At 65.4% G+C, this 18,656-nt stretch carries 18 protein-coding genes; 8 read left to right on the forward strand and 10 right to left on the reverse strand.

What is annotated here, in order from left to right; all coding sequences use genetic code 11:
- Positions 1–8: 8 nt before the first annotated feature.
- The 6 genes from BST17_RS01775 to allB form a co-directional block, all read right to left on the reverse strand.
- Positions 9–452 carry an SRPBCC family protein gene (locus BST17_RS01775; RefSeq protein WP_083054955.1) on the reverse strand — a complete coding sequence of 148 codons (444 nt, stop codon included), beginning with the start codon at positions 450–452 and terminating at the stop codon, positions 9–11.
- Positions 453–486: 34 nt separating this feature from the next.
- Entirely contained in the window at positions 487–858 is a 372-nt protein-coding gene (locus tag BST17_RS01780) for a GatB/YqeY domain-containing protein (protein WP_083055293.1), read from the reverse strand.
- 8 nt (positions 859–866) lie between these two features.
- Positions 867–1,895 carry a nitronate monooxygenase gene (locus tag BST17_RS01785; RefSeq protein WP_083054957.1) on the reverse strand — a complete coding sequence of 343 codons (1,029 nt, stop codon included), beginning with the start codon at positions 1,893–1,895 and terminating at the stop codon, positions 867–869.
- Positions 1,896–2,049: 154 nt separating this feature from the next.
- The gene (locus BST17_RS01790; RefSeq protein WP_083054959.1) at positions 2,050–2,778 is read right to left on the reverse strand and encodes a cutinase family protein; all 729 of its coding nucleotides are present in this window, start codon (positions 2,776–2,778) and stop codon (positions 2,050–2,052) included.
- A 131-nt stretch (positions 2,779–2,909) separates the two neighbouring features.
- Complete coding sequence (locus BST17_RS01795) at positions 2,910–4,532, reverse strand: alkaline phosphatase D family protein (protein WP_234807495.1); 1,623 nt, start codon at positions 4,530–4,532, stop codon at positions 2,910–2,912.
- A gap of 41 nt (positions 4,533–4,573) precedes the next feature.
- Positions 4,574–5,941, reverse strand: coding sequence for an allantoinase AllB (gene allB / locus BST17_RS01800; RefSeq protein WP_083054961.1), 1,368 nt, complete (start codon positions 5,939–5,941; stop codon positions 4,574–4,576).
- A 222-nt stretch (positions 5,942–6,163) separates the two neighbouring features.
- Between allB and BST17_RS01805 the strand changes: the two genes are divergently transcribed.
- Positions 6,164–7,672: an NCS1 family nucleobase:cation symporter-1 gene (locus tag BST17_RS01805; protein ID WP_083054963.1), complete on the forward strand. Its 1,509-nt coding sequence runs from the start codon at positions 6,164–6,166 to the stop codon at positions 7,670–7,672.
- A gap of 7 nt (positions 7,673–7,679) precedes the next feature.
- On the forward strand, positions 7,680–8,402 hold the full coding sequence (locus BST17_RS01810) for an aspartate/glutamate racemase family protein (protein WP_083054965.1): 723 nt from the start codon (positions 7,680–7,682) through the stop codon (positions 8,400–8,402).
- Positions 8,403–8,457: 55 nt separating this feature from the next.
- On the opposite strand, the gene BST17_RS01815 is transcribed toward BST17_RS01810, so the two are convergent.
- Both BST17_RS01815 and BST17_RS01820 read right to left on the reverse strand, forming a co-directional pair.
- A complete protein-coding gene (locus BST17_RS01815) occupies positions 8,458–9,273 on the reverse strand; it encodes a bifunctional allantoicase/(S)-ureidoglycine aminohydrolase (RefSeq protein WP_083054967.1) in 816 nt (271 codons plus the stop codon).
- An 8-nt stretch (positions 9,274–9,281) separates the two neighbouring features.
- Positions 9,282–10,559, reverse strand: a complete 1,278-nt coding sequence (locus tag BST17_RS01820; protein ID WP_083054969.1) for a DUF6986 family protein — start codon at positions 10,557–10,559, stop codon at positions 9,282–9,284.
- A gap of 177 nt (positions 10,560–10,736) precedes the next feature.
- Here BST17_RS01820 and BST17_RS01825 point away from each other — a divergent pair, with 177 nt between their 5' ends.
- The gene (locus tag BST17_RS01825; protein WP_083054971.1) at positions 10,737–11,498 is read left to right on the forward strand and encodes an IclR family transcriptional regulator; all 762 of its coding nucleotides are present in this window, start codon (positions 10,737–10,739) and stop codon (positions 11,496–11,498) included.
- Between the two features lie 7 nt (positions 11,499–11,505).
- Here BST17_RS01825 and BST17_RS01830 read toward each other — a convergent pair whose 3' ends face one another.
- Positions 11,506–12,138: a PepSY domain-containing protein gene (locus tag BST17_RS01830; RefSeq protein WP_083054973.1), complete on the reverse strand. Its 633-nt coding sequence runs from the start codon at positions 12,136–12,138 to the stop codon at positions 11,506–11,508.
- 100 nt (positions 12,139–12,238) lie between these two features.
- Positions 12,239–12,496, reverse strand: a complete 258-nt coding sequence (locus tag BST17_RS29150) for a hypothetical protein (protein WP_165762184.1) — start codon at positions 12,494–12,496, stop codon at positions 12,239–12,241.
- A gap of 149 nt (positions 12,497–12,645) precedes the next feature.
- On the opposite strand from BST17_RS29150, the gene BST17_RS01835 reads away from it, so the two are divergent.
- The 5 genes from BST17_RS01835 to BST17_RS01850 all read left to right on the forward strand — a co-directional run bounded on the left by BST17_RS01835 (position 12,646) and on the right by BST17_RS01850 (position 18,654).
- Positions 12,646–13,098 (forward strand): DUF5994 family protein, encoded by a 453-nt coding sequence (locus tag BST17_RS01835; RefSeq protein ID WP_083054975.1) that lies wholly within the window; start codon positions 12,646–12,648, stop codon positions 13,096–13,098.
- 64 nt (positions 13,099–13,162) lie between these two features.
- Positions 13,163–14,581: a wax ester/triacylglycerol synthase domain-containing protein gene (locus tag BST17_RS01840; protein WP_264002110.1), complete on the forward strand. Its 1,419-nt coding sequence runs from the start codon at positions 13,163–13,165 to the stop codon at positions 14,579–14,581.
- Positions 14,582–14,779: 198 nt separating this feature from the next.
- A complete protein-coding gene (locus tag BST17_RS29945) occupies positions 14,780–15,151 on the forward strand; it encodes a DUF6307 family protein (RefSeq protein WP_407937722.1) in 372 nt (123 codons plus the stop codon).
- A 699-nt stretch (positions 15,152–15,850) separates the two neighbouring features.
- On the forward strand, positions 15,851–16,606 hold the full coding sequence (locus BST17_RS01845) for a TnsA-like heteromeric transposase endonuclease subunit (protein WP_083054979.1): 756 nt from the start codon (positions 15,851–15,853) through the stop codon (positions 16,604–16,606).
- Positions 16,603–18,654, forward strand: a complete 2,052-nt coding sequence (locus BST17_RS01850; protein WP_083055299.1) for a TnsB C-terminal domain-containing protein — start codon at positions 16,603–16,605, stop codon at positions 18,652–18,654. The genes BST17_RS01845 and BST17_RS01850 overlap by 4 nt, the downstream gene beginning before the upstream one ends.
- Positions 18,655–18,656: the final 2 nt, after the last annotated feature.

Below are 18,656 nucleotides of genomic sequence, written 5' to 3' on the forward strand. Positions count from 1 at the left end.
CGTGGCGCTCAGGTCTGCTCGACGTAGGCTTTGATCCGGCCCAGCGTGGTGGCCATATCGCGCTCGTTGCGCCGCTTGCGCAGGAACATCGCCAGCTCGACCAGCTTGGGCGCCGGGAAGTGGAACGACTCGGTGACCCGGGTGGCGCCCCCTTCGGGTTGGAACCGGTAGTGCCAGTTGTTCACCGCGCGGTCACCGATGAGCACCTCGAAACCGAACTCCTCGCCGGGAACACATGCGGTCACCCGGCAGGTCGTCCAGTACACCGGGCCGATCTCGTTGCGTTTGACGTGACCGCGGAAGCGGGCGCCGAGCTGCGGGCCGGTGGCGCCGTCGAGCCATTCGGCGTCGAAGGTCTCCGGCGAGAACTTGCCGGTGTTGCGGATATCGGCGACGACATCCCAGATGTCGATGGCGGGAGCGTTGATGAGGACGGACGCGGAGGCCTGCATGCTGTGACCATAGCCGTCGCGCTGCGGGCGCGGATCAGAGATAGCGGCGCAGCGTGGCGGCCTGGCGGCGCAGTTGCTCGGCCGCATCGGGGCGGTTGAGGCCGGCGTAGCGGTCCGCCTCGGCGGTGTACTCGGCGATCACATCCCCGAGCACCCTGCGCGCGTCGGCGGCCGACAGCACCCGTCGGGGCACCTCGGCAGATCCCAGACCTGCGGTCGCCCCGGCGATCACGGACTCCCCGCCGACCGGCGTGCCGGTGACGTCCACCGCCTCGGCATCGTCGATTGCGGCGAGCCCGGCACGCAACGCGGCCACGGTTTCGGCCGATCGCGACTTCATTGCCGCCACAAGGTCTTTGCGCATCGCATCACGCAGCGCGCCGACACTGCCGGGTTCGTCAACCATGGCCGATGTCACCCGCGATGGGCCAGACCCGCCAGGATCGATGCCGTCGACTCGTCACGGGCGTGACGGTACCCGGTCCCGGCCCACAGGTGCACCAGGTCGGCCTCCCCGGCGGCAGCAGCAGCCTTCCGCAGCGGACTGGTGAGGTGGTGCACCGCCGGATATCCCAGCGGTGCGTCCGCGGCGAACCGGTCGATGAAACCGTTACGCAGACCGCGGGCCGGACGCCCGGTGAAGACCCGGGTCAGCACCGTCTCGGTGCGCGCCGGATCGATCAGTGCGGCCTTGTGTGTGGCCGAGGCGCCACTCTCCTCGGCCCGCAGCAGGACGGTGCCGACAGCCGCGGCGATCGCCCCGGCACCGAGCACGTCCGATACCGCCTCGGGCGTCCCGAGACCGCCGGCCGCGATGAGCGGCACGTCGACGGCGGCGGCCACGTCTGCAAGAAGGTCGGTCAGCGGAACTGTGGCGGGCAGCGTGCCGGGCGTGAACGTACCCGAGTGCCCACCCGCGGTCGCGGCCTGCACCGCGAGCATGTCCACCCCCGCCGCCACCGCGGCCTGCGCCTCGGCCCGGTTGGTCACGGTCTGCACCACGACGGTGCCGGTCTTCTTGAATCCGGTGATCACCTCGCGGTCGGGCAGGCCGAAGGTGAAACTGACCACCGGAACGGGATCGGCCAGCAACAGGTCGACCTTGTCGCCGAAGGCGTCGTCATCGTCGAGCGGATCGACGGGCAGGGTCAGGTCGAATCGGTCGGCCTCGCGCTGCACGGCCTCGGCGTAGCGCCGGTAGGCCGCCGCGTCGATCGGTACCGGATTCGGCACAAAGAGGTTGACGCCGAATGGTATCGACGCGCTGCGGACGGCCGCGATCTCGGCCTGCAGGGAGGATGGCGTTTTGTACCCGGCGGCCACAAACCCCAGGCCACCGGCTTGTGCGGCCGCGATGACCATCGCCGCGGTGGACGCGCCACCGGCCATCGGCGCGGCCAGCACCGGGATGTCGAGACCGAGCGGGGTCAGGGGAGTGGTCATCGGTGCTCCTCGGGTCGGGGTGCTGTCCTCACCACAACTCATTCTCCCGACTGGCTCTTCCGGCGCGGTAGGACGCGTTACCTCACTGTCGGGAGGCTCCGGCTTCCAGCGTCGCCCGCCACCGGCCGACAGTGGCGCGGACCGTCCGAGTCGGTCAGACCGGATTCGGCGCGGGCGCGCCCAATCTGCTGACGGTGAATGCGGCCGCCTGATCGGCCATCCCGTTCACCGCGTACTGCTGATGCGGCGCACTCGATCCGGACGCAGGGGCTCCGGAGCAGACGGTGTCCCCGGGGGCGCAGAGTTCGAGCGCCTTGTCGCTGTAGGCGGGCCCGACATCGATCGCCGGCGTTCCGTACTTCACCGCCGACCAGCCCGCAGGCATGCCGAACAGCACCACCGCGGCGACGTTGTCGATGACGTCGCTGGGCATCGGCGGGGGAGCGGCCACGCCGGCCGGGACCACACCCGAGGTGGACAGCGCCGTCACCACCGCGCCCTGGGAGTAGCCGCCGAGCACCATCCGGGTGTTGGGGCAGACCGTCGTCACGCCCTGGACGTGGGTGTTCTCGTCACGGACCCCGTCGACGACGTTCTGGGTGAACAGCGTCCCGCCGGTGAAGTTGTTGCTGGCCGGGTAGCTGACCGCATGGACCCCGACCGTTCGCGGAAATGCCTGCGCACGAAGCGAATCCACGAAGCGCTGACCCACGCCGCCCACCCCCGGCGGTTCGGAGGTGCCGCGGGCGAAGACCACGCCGATGTCCGGGCAGGGTTGCGGCTGCGATACCGCGGTGGGAATCAGGATGGGCAGCGCCACCAGCGCCAGTCCCGTCGCCGCCACCATGCGGCCGACCACACGTAGACCGGTAGCCAATTTCATACCCCCAGAAGAGCTCGTATGCAGACTGTGACAGACCCCCGGCGCGGGTGTCGGCATTTCCGCCGAGACCCGCCGCCGACGTACTCATCGGCAGCCTCCGGCGACGCGTTACAGGCCGCACGACACGCCGTTCAGTCGGTCAGCGCAATCCTGGCCGCGACCTCCAACTCGCAGTCGCTGTGGGGCTGTTCGAACACCACCTGCGCGGTGCGTGCGGAGATCTCCAGCGTCGCGATGGTGTTGCCGAACAGCGGCCCACTGAGGTTTCGCCACGACATCGGCAGTTCGGGGGCGCCGTGTCGGCGCGCCCACCGCCGGGCCAGCCGGGCGACCCGGGGCGACCACCCCAGCTTGAACACCGGTTTGACGAAGAACGGGACGTAGTTGTGCACGGGGGAGCACACGAGCTGGTGGACGTGCGCCGCGGACGGCCCGGGGAACTCCGCCCGCGCCGCGTAGCTGTGGTGCACATCGCCGGAGAGCACGCTCACCGTCGCCGGACCCTGCCCGGACGCGCCGGCCGTCCCGATGATCAGATCGCTGAGCCGCAGGAACGACGCCGAGAACGCCGGCCAGTGCTCGAAATCGGCTGCCTGCCTGATCTTCTCGGCGATGGCACCGCGCAGGCCGGACTTGTCGGCCGCAATCTCGTTGACGGTCTGCAGGTCGCCGATTGCCGGTGGCAACAGCCACGGCAGGGAGGATGCCAGGATCAGGTGGTCCAGATCTTCGAGACCGTCCCGCACGTGTTTCTCGACCCAGCCGAACTCGCGGTCGCCCAACATCTTCCGGCTGCCGTCGTCGAGGATCCGGGAGTTGCGTGAATCGATCATCAGCAGCCTGCTGCGGCCGAGGTCCCAGCGGAAGCTGAACCGCAACCCCTTCTCGCCGTCGACCTCGTGGTCGGCGCGGTCGGCGAGATCGACCAGCAGCGGCCATCTGTCACCATCGGCCGCCAGCACCTTCTGGTAATCGGCGTCTTTGTCGAGTTGTTGCGGGCTGAGGTTGCCGATGTGCTGATACACCCAGTAGGAGGCCAGGCCGGCGCGGATCCGGTCACGCCACCACGGCTTCTGGTTGACCGCCTCGCGCCAGGCCCGGGAGGTGTTCCAGTCGTCGCGGATGTCATGGTCGTCGAAGATCATGGCGGTCGGCAGCGTCGACAGCACCCAGCGGATCTCCGGATCACCCCAGGTGTGCCGGTACAGGCCGACGTATTCGTCGAAGCTGACCACCTCGTCGGGCGGTCGCTTCTTGTTCGTGCGACGGCCCGTCAGTCGCTGCCGGGCCTCGGGGGTCAGTTCGTCGGCGTAGACCTGGTCGCCCAGCAGGATGAGCACGTCGGGCCACTGCTCGTGCGGCTGGGACGTCATCCGTTCCGCGTAGCAGTCCAGCGCGTCCTGACCGAGCTTCTCGTCGATCTTGGCATCGCCGGTCTTGGGGTACCGACAGGAACCGAAGATCACCCGCACCTCGTCGGCGGCAGCAGGCCCGCGGGTGCGGATCACACTCGGCGGGAACTTCGAGTCCGGCTCCGGCCAGACCAACCGGCCGTCGAGGTGAACCTGGTACTCGGTGGTCGAATCCGGGGTCAGGCCCTCGACGGCCACCAGCGCGTAGTGATGGCCCTGCACCTCGAAGGTGGGGGCCGTACAGCCCAGGACCGTGACCTCGGCGGGTTCGTCGGTCTGCACCCACACCATGGCGGTGGTGTCGCCGACGTGGCGCAGGACGGGGCCCAGGACGAGAGTCACCGAGCCAGCCTATGCGCTGGGAGTGCGACGGGCGTGACGGGCTACACCCCGCCGCGACGTAGCATCCGGCCCTGCGGGGTCTGGAAGTCGATCTTCCTGCCGCGCAACCAGGTGCCGGCGACGACGCCGGCAAGGGCACGCCCGTCATAGGGGCTGACCGGGTTCTTGTGGTGCAGCTTGTGCACGTCGACGACCTGTGCGGAATCGGGCTCGAAGATGGCGAAATCGGCGTCGTAACCGAGCGCGATCTTGCCCTTGGTGTTCAGTCCGGCCAACGCGGCGGGTTTGGCAGCCATCCAGTCCAGCACCTGGGTCAGCTCGATACCGCGGCGCTTGGCCTCGGTCCAGATCAGTGACAGGCCCAACTGCAGCGATGCCACCCCACCCCACGCGATGCCGAAGTCGCCGTTCTCGACGTCCTTCAGATCGATCGTCGACGGTGAGTGATCGGAGACGATGCAGTCGATCGTGCCGTCGAGCAGGCCCTGCCACAGCAGTTCCCGGTTCGATGCCTCACGGATCGGCGGGCAACACTTGAAGGCGGTCGCGCCGTTCGGGATCTCCTCGGCCAGCAAGGTCAGATAGTGCGGGCAGGTCTCGACGGTGATCTTGACGCCGTCGCGTTTCGCGGTCGCCAGCATCGGCAGCGCATCCGACGAGGACAGGTGCAGGATGTGCGCACGGACCCCGGTCCAGCGGGCACGCTCGATGACCTCGGCGATCGCCACGTTCTCGGCGCCGCGCGGGCGGGAGGCGAGGAAGCGCTCGTACTTGTTGCCCTCGGCCGACGGGGCGCGGTCGATGGCGCGGGAATCCTCGGCGTGCACGATCATCATGGAGTCGAAGCCGGCCAGCACGGCCATGTCCTTCTCCATCTCGTCGGCGTCGAGGTGGGGGAACTCGTCGACGCCGGAGTGCAGCAGGAAGCACTTGAAGCCGAAGACACCGTCGTCGTGCAGACCCCGCAGATCGTCGGTGTTGCCGGGGATCGCTCCGCCCCAGAAGCCGACATCGATATGGGTCTTCCCTGCGGCGGCCGCCCGCTTGGCCTCGAGTGCCTCGACGTTGACCGTCGGCGGAATGGAGTTGAGTGGCATGTCGATCAGCGTGGTGACACCACCGGCGGCCGCGGCGCGGGTGGCCGAGTCGAAGCCCTCCCACTCGGTGCGGCCCGGCTCGTTGACGTGCACGTGGGTATCGACCAGACCGGGGATCATCACCTGTTCGTCGGTGAGTTCGACGATCTCCGCGGCACGCAGGCCGCTGCCGAACGGCTCGATCGCGACGATGCGGCCGTCGCGGATACCGATCTCGCGCGCGACGATTCCCGCGGTCGTCAACGTCCGTTGGCCGCGGACCACCAGGTCGTATTCGGGTCGATCCGACTGATCAAGGGCGTCGGCGGTCATCGGCAGCTCTCCGTTGTTACGAACACGATTCCTCATCGTGGAACTAAAACTCCAATATAGGGGAAGGTTAGATGTGAGCACTGACACAGTCAATCCGCGCAGAGGGTTGACACGCGGCGTCTGGATGCGCGCTAATGGTCGAACCTGTGGAGAAATTTTTCCGCACAGTGGAATATTGCGTCGGCGCTGCGCGTCGGCGCTCCGACCGTGACAGGCGTATCCATGAGCACAGAGTCCACCGGGCTCATCGACGACTCCAATCGTAACGATGCAGCCCCGTTCAACCACGTCAGTCCGCACCTCTACAACGCCGACCTCGCGCCCACCAGGCGCGAAGGACGCCGGTGGAGCGCCTACAACATTTTCACGTTGTGGGCCAACGACGTTCACAGCCTGGGCAACTACTCCTTCGCCATCGGACTGTTCGCCCTGGGCCTGGGGGGCTGGCAGATCCTGCTCGCGCTCGGACTCGGCGGCATCTTTCTCTTCCTGCTGCTGAATCTGTCCGGGTTCATGGGGGAGAAGACCGGGGTCCCGTTCCCGGTGATGAGCCGGATCGCGTTCGGCATCCGCGGCGCGCAGATCCCGGCACTCATCCGCGGCGCGGTCGCGATCGCCTGGTTCGGCATCCAGACCTATCTCGCATCGGTGGTGCTGCGCATCATGATCATCGCGCTCGCACCGTCGGCGGCGACCCTGGACACCAACAGCTTCCTGGGGCTGTCGACGCTGGGCTGGATCTCGTTCGTCTCGCTGTGGGTGATCCAGGTGATCATCGTCAGCTACGGCATGGAGATGATCCGCAAGTACGAGGCGTTCGCCGGCCCGGTCATCCTGTTCACGATGATCGCACTGGCGATCTGGGTGCTGAGCAACGCCGACTGGAGCATCGCGTGGACCACACCCGACTCGCTGACCGGCGTCGACATGTGGTTGCAGATCATCGGTGGCGCCAGCCTGTGGGTCGCCATCTACGGCACGTTCGTGCTCAATTTCTGCGATTTCACCCGTAACGCGACGTCCAAGCGCGCGATCGTACGCGGCAACTTCTGGGGCATCCCGCTGAACATGCTGGTGTTCGGGGCGATCGTGATCACCCTGGCCGGTGCGCAGTTCCGCATCGACGGGCGCATCATCGAGGCGCCCGCCGACATCGTCCAGGAGGTCCCGAACACCCTGCTGCTGGTGCTTGCCGCCCTCGCGCTGCTGATCCTGACCGTCGCGGTCAACCTGATGGCCAACTTCGTCGCACCGATCTACGCGCTGAACAACCTGTTCCCGAAGCACCTGAATTTCCGTCGGGCAGCCTTCATCTCGGCTGTCATCGGGCTGGTGATCCTGCCCTGGAACCTGTACAACTCACCGGCCGTCATCAACTACTTCCTCGGTGGCCTCGGCGCCATCCTCGGCCCGTTGTTCGGCATCATCATGGTGGACTACTGGCTGGTGCGCCGCTCGAAGATCAACGTGCTGGCCCTGTTCACCGTCGATCCCGACGGGGAGTACCACTACGCGAAGGGCGTCAACGTGCGCGCGGTGGCCGCCCTGGCCATCACGGCGATCGCGGCACTGCTGATGGCCTTCGTCCCGGCATTCAAGGTCGTCTCGGAGTTCTCCTGGTTCATCGGCGCCGGGCTCGGCGCGGTCGTGTACTGGGTGCTTGCCGACCGCCGGGGTCCGTTCAACGATGTCTCCGGCGAACCCATCGCCGTGACGAGCACGCACCACTAGGACCGGTATGAGAATTCTCGTAGCCAACGTCAACACGACGGCGTCGATGACCGATGCGATCGCCGAGTCGGCTCGCGGTGTCGCCGCACCGGGCACCGAGATCGTCGGCATCACACCGCGGTTCGGCGCGGACTCGTGTGAAGGCAACTTCGAGAGTTATCTGGCGGCCATCGCCGTGATGGACGCGATCACCTCCTACCCGGAGCCGTTCGACGCGGTGATCCAGGCCGGCTACGGCGAGCACGGCCGGGAGGGCCTGCAGGAGTTACTCGACGTCCCGGTGGTCGACATCACCGAGGCGGCCGCGTCCACGGCCATGTATCTGGGCCATAAGTACTCGGTGGTCACCACCCTCGACCGCACCGTCCCGCTGATCGAGGACCGTCTCAAGCTCGCCGGACTCGACGTCCGGTGCGCATCGGTGCGGGCTTCGGGTCTCGGTGTGCTGGAACTCGAGTCCGATCCCGATCGCGCGGTCGAGGCAATCGTGCGCCAGGCGCGCGAGGCCGTCGAACGCGATCACGCGGAGGTGATCTGTCTGGGCTGTGGCGGTATGGCCGAACTCGAGGAGAAGGTGTCGGCCGCGACCGGTGTGCCGATCGTCGACGGGGTCCGGTCGGCCGTCACCATCGCCGAGGGCCTGGTGCGGATGGGGCTGTCCACGTCGAAAGTGCGGACCTATGCGACTCCGCGCCAGAAAAAGGTCATCGGCTGGCCGTTCCAGCTGTAGATCCACGACATGAACGAGACCGGGCGCCCCTTCCGAGGCGCCCGGTCTTGTTGTATCAGAGCATGATCTGGCGGTTGACGTCCTTGTACAGCAGATACCGGAAGTTCGACGGCCCGCCGGCGTAGCACGCCTGTGGGCAGAAGGCGCGCAGCGCGAGGAAGTCGCCCTCCTGCACCTCGACCCAGTCTCCGTTGAGGTGGTAGACGGCCTTGCCTTCGAGCATCAGCAACCCGTGTTCCATCACGTGGGTCTCGGCGAACGGGATCGTCGCACCGGGTTCGAACGTGACGATGTTGACGTGCATGTCATAGGCGAGGTCCTGCGGGTCGAGCATGCGCGTGGTGCGCCATTTGCCGTCGGTGCCGGGCATGGCCGACGGTGCGACGTCCTGCTCATTGCCGAACTGCACCGACGGTGTGTGGCCGGCGATGGCCTCATAGCGTTTGCGGATCCAGACGAACGTGGCGTCCTGGGTTCCGTCGTTGCGGGCCGACCAGTCGGTGCCGGCCGGCAAATAGGCGAACCCGCCCTCGGACAGGGTCTGGGACTGACCTGCCGCGTCGACGGTCAGCGCACCGGAGGTGACGAACAGGAAGCTCTGCACCTCGGGCTGCGGTTCGGGCCGTTGCGCACCGCCACCGGGTTTGACCTCGACGATCGCCTGGAAGTACGTCGTCGCGCCGCCGGCCACCGGTCGGTTGAGGATCCACGCGCGGGTGTCGGTCCACTCCGGGAACACCGACGTGACGATGTCAGAAAGCACACCGCGCGGAATGACCGTGTAGGCCTCCGTGACGATGGCGCGGTCGGTCAGCAGGTCGGTCTGTGGAGGCAGGCCGCCCCGGGGCGTGTAGTACGACGCTGCGGTCACTGGGTGGGTCACGGGGTGCTCCTGGTTGTGCGGCCGAGCGCGATATCGCGCACGGTGGACGTGGGAAGGTCGGCGGCGCTTTCGATCTCGTCGGCGGTGAGGGCACCGCATACACTGCCGCGGTGGATCACGCCGGCCAGTGCGCGGGCGGTGGCCGGCTCATCCATGACCGCCGAGTCGTGCTGGTGGACGTAGTTGCGCAGGCGTGTTGCAGCGGGTGCGAAGGCACTGCGATAGAACGCGTAGGTCGCCAGGTACCGGGTGACCAGTTGCGCGGGGTGCATGTCCCAGCCCTGGTAGATGCCGCGCTCCAGATGCCGCCGGACCAGCCGTGCGTGCAGCTTCCAGGCCATCGCGACGTTGTCGGGGTCGCCGACCGGCAGGATGTTCGTGGAGCCGTCGGACAGATGCACGCCGGTACCCGCGACGGCGAGTTGCATGACGTTCTTGGCATGGTCGGCCGCCGGGTGCTCCATCGACTGGAAGGCCGCGGCGATACCGAGAGATGCCGAATAGTCATAGGTTCCGTAGTGCAGCGAGCTGACGCGGCCCTGGCCGGCGTGGATGAACTGGGCGACCGGCGCCCGGCCGTCGGCACCCAAAATCGCCTGCGGGGTTTCGACCTGCACTTCGAACCGGATGCGTCCCGAGGGAAGCCCGTTCGCCGTTTCAAGCGCATTCGCGACCGCGACCATCGCCTCCACCTGGTCGACCGACGTCACCTTGGGCAGGGTGAGGGTCAGTCCGTGTGGGAGACAGCCTGATTCGGCGAGCCCGCTGACGAACATGTCCAGCGTGCGCAGGCCGCGCCTCCTGGTGCCCGCCTCGAAGCACTTGAACCGGGTGCCCACGAACGGGGTCGAGGTGCCCGCGTCGAGCGCGGTCCGCAACTCGGCGATGGCCCGGGCGACGTCGGCGTCCTCGGTCGCGTCGTCGACGGTGCCGTACCCGTCCTCGAAGTCGATCCGGAGATCTTCGATGGGTTCGGTGCTCAGCTTCTGCTCGACCAGGGCCGCGAGAGTGTCCGGGGCGCAGTCTGTTCCGTTGCTCGCGCCGACGAGACCGGCCACGGCGTCCAGACCGCCCGCGTCCTTCGCGGCCGCAAGCGCGGTGGTTCCCCAGTCCGCGGGCATCGTCGCGGTGTACCGGTTGCCCGGGATGTAGACGGTGTGCACGGGCTGACGGCGACCGTCATCGCCGGGATAGTGGTTCTTCAGCTGGGCGTCGGCGGTCGAGAGGCGGCGGTCGACGTCGGCCAGCACGGCATCGTCGAGTCGTCGAGTCACAGATGTTCCTTCCCGGCGCGGAGGGCTCCGGCGAGCCAGAATTCCACAATGTGGAGTTTAGCGCGTGGCACGAGTGACCACTAGCAGTGCATTCCGGACTCACGTTTTATTCCGTATTGCGGAAAGATTGCGTGCCATGTTGGATGGAACACAGAACGTCTACCGAAAGTGGATCGCATGGCGGAGAAATCGGGCGGTGTGCAGTCGGTGGAGCGCGCGTTCGAGCTGATGGAACTGATCGGCCGAGCGGGAGGGGAGTGCTCGCTGACGGCGCTGTCGGCGGAATCACCGTTGCCGCCGCCGACGATCCACCGCCTGCTGCGCACGCTGGTCGGTATGGGCTACGTCCGCCAATTGCCGAATCGCCGCTACGCACTGGGACCCAGGTTGATACGGCTCGGCGAGGTGGCCAACCGTCAATTGGGCGCGGTTGCCGGCCCGGTGCTGCAGTCGTTGGCCGACGAGCTGTCCGAAACCGCCAGCCTGGCGGTGCTCGACGGTGACATGGTGATCTATACCGGGCAGGTGCTCCCATCGAAGCTGATGCGGACCAACAACGACGTCGGCAAGCGCGTCGGACTGCACACCTCGGGTGTGGGCAAGGCCGTGCTGGGCGAACTCGATGATGCACGCATCCTCAAATTGGTTACCCAGTCCGGACTTCCGGCGCCGACCGAGAACAGCGCGTCGACCCTGTCCGCGGTGTTCGCCAAGGTTGAACGGGTGCGCGCCGACGGGTACGCCATCGACGATGAGGAGTTCGAGATCGGCATCCGCTCCGTCGCGATGGCGGTTCCGGGAGCTCCCACGCCGATGGCGATCGGCATCTCCGGCCCGGCTGCGCGCGTCACCAAGGACCTGATCGCTCGGGCCGTCCCTGCGTTGAAGCACGCGACCGGTGTGATCTCCGAGGCGTTGATCGGCTGGCGCGAGCAGTAGCGGCTTTTTACGACCTGGTCGCCGCGCGTGTCTGGACATCGACGTCGACATCGGCGTCGTTGTCGACGCCACCGGGCGTGCGGATGTCGACCGAGTACCGCTGGCGGCCGTCGTCGAACTCCAGCGCCCACGACTCGACGGAGCCTGGCACCAGTGCGGTCGCCAGGGCGAGCGCGTCCATCGGCGGCAACCGCTGGGGGTCGACGGCCACCGGATCCGACGATTCCTGGTCACGCTCGTCGGCAAGCACCCGTGTGGACTGCGCATCGATTGTGATCTCGCGCTGCTCGGTGTTGTTCTGCGAGTCCATCTTCCACACCCAGGCGTTGGCCGAGCGATTGAACTCGAGCTCGATTTTGGTGATCGTGCCGCCGGGTGCCGTGTCGCCGGCGACCGCGAGCGCCCGGTCGAGGTCTACCGGGAAGGTTGTCGAGACGAGATCCGCATCCGGTCCGAGCGCCGCGTCGGTGGCCTGGGGCGCGCTCGTCTGCGTTGTCGACGTGGCCTCCGAACTGGCCGCCGATGTGGCACTCGTCTGCGAGGCGGCATCCCCGCCGCCCGACGAGCAAGCAGTCAGCGCCACGATGCCGGCTACGGCAAGGGCGGACAGCGGGATCACCGACGCGGCATGCTTGCTCATCCGGGGTCTATAGCCAGTCCGTTGACGGCACAAACGTCGAGCTGGAACCAGACCACTATGGTCGCGCGCCCGGCCTTCGGTGTCGGACCCAAGCGTGGCTTCATTTGCACTCCTTGTGAGAATCGGCCGACCGGTTCCACGCGCTCGTACGGCGAAGACAATGACGAGCATTGACGTAGCCGACGAGCCCTTCGCCGAACGATGCATGGAAACCGGAAACCGCACTGCATTTTTCATTCGAGACGTCGGTCCGTTGCGCGGCGAACTGTTGCGGCGCCTCTTGGCGTCCGGATCGCGACCGAATGCCGTTGCCTGCCGACATCGAGGTCTCGATGGCATCCGTCGGAAAGCGCGTCACTTTGCACCACTTCCGAGATCAATCGGGCGAGGCGGCGGGGGAGGCGTAGAATGGAGAGTACCGGCGGTATTCCGCACGCGACCATCTGAGATTGTGTCATCGCCGATTGTGAAGACTGGGCCGTTCAAAGGCTCGGACAGGACTCTCCCGTGACGACAGTAGAATTTGATGCGCATGACCGTGCACGTAACGAGGGGCCGCAGCAGACGCCTCGGCTGTGGCTGAAGCGCAAGGGACCGACGACGGGATACGTTGACGGGGCCTGGTGGCCGCACAGCACCGATCTGGTGGCCGAACTTCCTGACCTACTCGCAGTGCTTTCCGTGCGTCTCGGCACTGTGCAACGGGTGTATTACAACCTTGATGAATGGGCAGATGCGCCGCGCAAGCAAGTCATTGGCGGCGGAATTGTCCGGTTGGGCGGATATCACCGGCAGCCGCCGCACACAGTGGGCGTAGCTGACATTCGCGGTAACAACATCGTCCTCCTGGTCGTTCCGGCGGACACCGATGCGGACAGTGCGCATCGCGTGGCGATGGCGGCGGCGGCGAACGGTGATGCGACGAGCGTCGAGTCGCTGTTGGCCGCGGGACAGGCTTGATCGAGCACGCGGTTCTACTGGCCGGGCAACGGTGACCTACTCGCGGCTCTGTGCGTCGAGCGCCATGGCGTTGCACACTCAGACGCCTGCCACACGGGCGGCTTCCGTCTGCATCGCGACCCTCGCGCCATCGACTGAACTCACCCACGCTCGGTTGCAGGAATGGATCGCCTCGGCGCTGTCGGGATTGGCGCGCTTTCGTGGCCGCTTGATCGACAAGCCATTCGGCATCGGGCAGCCCGTGTGGGCCGAAATCCGAGATTTCAACGCCACCGGACGGATCGCGAAGGCGACGCTGCCGACGCCCGGTGGCGACGACGAGCTATGCGTCTTAATCGAATCCCTCTGCGCCGTAGAGGGTTCAAATCGTGCGCTTTGGCGTGCGTGGACGGTTGACGGCCTCGCGGGCGGTCGCTGGGCGCTCGTATTGGAGATGTCGCCCGCGCTGGCCGACGGCGGCAGCGGAGTAGTGGCGGTATGGGACCAGCTTTTGAGCAGCCTGCCGGATTCCCTTGGCCCACCGCCAGATGAAGCGCACATGGGACCGGCGCCGTCCCTGCGCGAGCTGTTCGTGGATACGTTCCTCGAACTGATCGAGAACCACATCGTCGGTACGCGCATCGTGACCGAACTGATGACCGACGCGGTGATGGTGGCCCGCCACCAACAGCCACTGGTGGGCCTGCAGTTGTCGACGACGCCAACGAATGCCAGGTTGACCAGAAGGCGATCGGTTGCTTTGACGTCGATCGCGGCGGCCGACGTCGAAGCGGTCAGCGACGCATTTGGGGGAAAGACCACGAATGTGGTCCTCGCGGCGTGCACGCTCTCGCTACGAGGGTGGCTTCTGCAACACGGCGTAATCCCCGTCGAGCCCCTGGTGATGGCCGTGCCGTTGACGCAGCCCTACGGCGACTCGGTGCGCGCAACGACATCCCGTGCGGTGGGACGCGTCCATATGCCAGTCCACTTTGACGACCCGGTGGAAGTACTGACTTACCTGCACACCGCGACCGAGCGGTTGAACATAGCAAGTCGCGCCGAGGACGGCAGCCATTCAGGAAGGGAGCGTATTGCCGACGCGATGGCGCTCATGCCGCCGCGCGTGATCAGGCTCGCCGCGCATTTCAACGCCGCGTTGGGCTTGTCCTGGCGGGGTACACCCCGCCTCTATGGCAGTCTGTCGTTCGCCCAGGGGCCGGGAGGGCCGGCGTATTCAGCGGGCGCACGGGTGATAGGTATGCACACCATCGAGCCGCTGGCCGAAGGGTCCGGCCTCGGCGTGGTTGCGACATCGCACGATGATGTCATTGATATTTGTCTGAGCTCGTGCCCGGATGTAGTCGCCGACATTGATCAGGTCGCCGATGGCATACGGGACGCGGTCGCGGCACTCGTCGCGGCGGCGCACGTGTCGCCCCGGGGAGAAGGTCAGTCGGTCGTGTCGGAAATGGCGTCACACAGCAGTAGGCGATCAATTTGATCGCGTCCCCTCGCATGCCGGACAAAACGCGCAAAGGACATTGAAAAACTTCCGAAGTTCCGAATAGCATTGCACCGCAATGCTATTCAGTCATCGTCACCGAGTCTGTCGGCTCGTTCCTGGTGTTCGCGGCGGCCGTCTCGGGCGAAATCGTCGCAGTCATCGCGTCGGCGGCGGTGACGAAGCGCCACCGTGTTCATGTCGCGCGGGCGATTGTCCGGCCCTCTTGCGAATGTGGCCATTCCGGCCAGGACTGCTGTGATCTTGGAGAACATTGCGACGCCTCTGATGGGGTTGAGACCAGTACACGCCGATTTCCATTGTGTGTCAATAAATCTGGCAGCAGCGTATGATCGAGGTATCGAGCAGCTCGTTCACGGGCCGACATGCCCGATTGAAAAGGATATTCCGATGACTTCGGCAACGACCTTCCGTACGCCCTACAACGATCGCGTCGATCTGATCAGCCATACGATAGTCGCCAATTCCGCACTAGACTCCGCGGCAGCGACCGACCTTGCGGTCCACATTCTGCGAGCCTTGCAATCCATTCCTGAAAAGGCGCGCTGAGCATTTGGACCGGATCTGCATGTGCGGGCGTTTCGGAGATACGCGCCGGCGGCTACGCCATCGATGACGCGGGGTAAGAGATCGTCGTTCACTCCGCCTTGAAGGCAAGTCGGTCGCGCGCCGCCGGTCTGCTCGAAGCGACGAGCGGATGATCGTGCTGGATCACGAGTCACTCTGTAACACAGACTATCCAAGATTCGTCACAGTGACGAATTGTAGTGCCGGCAGTTGGCCCATGAAGCAGGAGTTGAGTAGCGGCCCGTCGATACCCAACCACCGCGCCACAACTTCGTTACCGGGACGTTTTCGGTGGGCAGGCCCGATGGAATCTCGCCACGCATTGCCCAGCAGGTTGAGCAGTACTGTCACGCCAGTTGCGGGCTGACCCACCTGAGTGTCTGATGGGCAGCGAGCCTGTACGTAGGTCTGCGCAGCTCTAGCCAACACAACGACGATGTAGCCACGCCTTCAGGCATTCGCACAGCGTTCACGTTTCGCCGATAATCTACATTATGTCAATTCAAGTTGCGCCGTTTTCATCTGATGAATCATCAAGGTTGCCTGTCCTGTCTCGTTATATCTGGCGGATTTCGCAATTGACCTGGCGGTTTTCGGTGTGTCACCCGTATCTCAGTGAATCTGGCGGTTAGTGTCGTACCCCGGTCGTAGTCTCAGCTGCGACGACCGAAGGAGGTCGGGATGGCAGCTCCACGCCTGCGTTCCCTGCCACGAAACGTCACGGACGTGACGCGAGTGTTGGCGTGCGTGGACGGCTCCGTTCAGAACCTGCAGGTGTCACCCGACGTCGGATCCGTTCAGCTCGAGCGCACGACTCCGATCCGCGAGTTCTTCTCCTGGCCGGGCAAGCGAAACTACGAAGGCCTGTATTGGTCGAGCACAAATCGCCGCCACGTCGACTTCGAGTCGCTCCTCGAACGTGAGTATCTCTTGGCAGCCGACAACGCCCCCGACATCGTCGCCATCGCGGCACAACCCCTCGCCCTGCTCTGGCCCCGGGACACGCGAGGCAACCGCGACCACGTACCAGATTTCTTCGTTCGACTTGCCAATGGCGACGGTCGCTTGGTCGACGTACGCTCGCCAAAAGGAGCCGAGAAGCACGCTGAGCAGTCCACCCTGACACGAAAAGTTTGCGACGAAATCGGCTGGGACTACGAGGTCTTCACCGGCCTACCTCCCGAAATCGCCCACAACCTGCGCTGGCTTGCCGGATATCGCCACGACCGCAGCGCCCCAACTACGGAGGTCGCCGAGTCTATCGAGCATTGTTTCGCGGCACCGGTGTCCCTGCGGCTCGGTTTTGACGCAGCCAGCTCGTGCACGGGTCAGAGCATCGAACTCACCACCGCACACGTGCTGCACCTGCTATGGCGCAGAAAGCTGTCCGCAGACATGACTCGACCGTTATCGTTGTCCAGCGAGGTGTGGACATGAAGACGGTTCGTCTTTTCGACATGCTGAGCTACGACGGCCAGACATGGCAGGTCGTATCCCAAGACGGATCAGAACTGGCACTGAAAGAACTCATTTCAGGACGAATCCGCAAGATCGGCGTGGCGGAGCTTCTCGGTGACGAAAGCTTCCTTCCCGATGCCCCCGACCGCCTACCTCGACTTGATTCGGCCGCCGTGTTGGAGACGTTGGATCCTGTTGCCCGCGGACGCGTATTGTTTCTCCGCCGGCACGTCGTCGAAGTACTGACCGGCAGACCTCCCGCGGACATCGACGGACCCGACGAGGACGCTTCCACCCCAGTTCGTCGCGAGTACGATTCGCAACTTCCGCTGAAGGATCGCATTGCCGCGAAAGTCGCTGAGCTGGCGGCCTCAACAACCCCTGTGGGTCACCGAAGCCTGGAACGTTACATCAAGGCATACCGTGAGGACGGGTTGGCCGGCTTGGTCGACGGCCGGGCGCAGCGGCAATCCTCGCCCACCGGACGGATCGACCCGGCGCTGGTTTCCCTGCTCGAAAACGCCTTAAGGGCGCAAACAAATGTCTCGACAGGAACGCGTTCCCGCGTCATCAAGGAGGTCAGTCTGGAAGCCTCCCAGTTGGGTTTGCCGCTCCCCTCGCGGTCCACCCTCTATCGCGCGGTGGAGAACCTTGAGAAGTCTCGACATCCATTCGGAAATGCGACAACCCGGCGCACTCAAGCGAACCGCCCAGACCGGACATGGGGTCGCCAAGCTCCGTCGCGGCCAGGTGAACTGACCGAAGTCGACAGCACACCGATGGACCTGATGGTCGTCTACCCAGACGGTTCCACTGGGCGCGTGGACCTGACATTGATGTTGGACGTGGCCACACGGACAGTTTGTTCAGCGATCTTGAGACCTGTGGCAACCAAAAGCGTTGATGCGGCAGTGCTTCTCGCACGAGCACTGACTCCCCTGACGATGCAACCCGGTTGGAATCGATCGGTGAGTTTCTCGCGTTCAATCCTTCCGGCCGGCATGATCGACGGTGACGGCGAGATCCGGACCAGCGTAGCCGCCAAGCCGGTCATCGTTCCCGAATCGATCACAGTCGACCGAGGAAAGGTGTACGTCGGGTCGACGTTCCTCAACGCTTGCGAACGCCTGCAGATCACCGTTACCAAGGCCGCTCCCCGCACGCCTACCAACAAACCCCACGTGGAGCGAGTCTTCGCCGCCATAAACAGCGGGTTCACCCAGTACCTCGCGGGCTACGTCGGACCGAACGTCGTCAAGCGCGGGAAGGCTCCCGATTCTGAGGCGATGTGGACACTCGCCGAGCTGCAGAATCTTCTCGACCTTTGGATCGTCGCGGTCTGGCAGAACAAGCCACACCCCGGCCTTCGGCATCCGGCGATGCCGAAGCAAGATCTCACGCCGAACGAGGCTTATGCAGCATTGGCGTCGGTCGCACCCACGGTAAACGTCGCCCTAGATCGTGATGACTACATCGGGCTGCTTCCGGTGACCTATCGATCGATCCAGGGCTACGGCATAAACTTCGAAAGCCTGCACTACGACCACCCCTCGCTGCATCCCTACCGCGGCGTCAAGAGCGGTTTATCTCTGCCGGCCAACGGTGGATGGGAAGTCCGATACGACCCTTATCGACTGCAGTCGATCTACGTCCGTGACCATTTCCGCGGCGAATGGATCGAGGCTGAGTGGAGCCTCGCAAAACAGTCCCTGGCGCCGTTCTCCCTCGATGTTCTCCGGGCTGCGCGCACGGCGGTGCAGAAGCGCGGCGAGAGCCCCAGCGGTGTTGATGTTCTTGCGGAAATCAGCCGAATCCAAACCGGTGGCGCCCGAACTGTCAAAGAGCAACGGGCCGCTAAGCGGGACAGTGTGAACAAACCCGTCGTACCACGGTTGCCCCCCACGGTCGAGCAAACTGCTGCGGACGCCACGGAAGAATCCCTGGCTAGTGTCTCCGCGATCAGCACAGCCCACGCCACCTCGCGGCGTCGAGCAGCCCGCCGCATCGATGACGAGGATGAGGAGTAACC

The organism is Mycolicibacterium bacteremicum (assembly GCF_002086115.1).
GTDB classification, from domain to species: Bacteria; Actinomycetota; Actinomycetes; order Mycobacteriales; family Mycobacteriaceae; genus Mycobacterium; species Mycobacterium bacteremicum.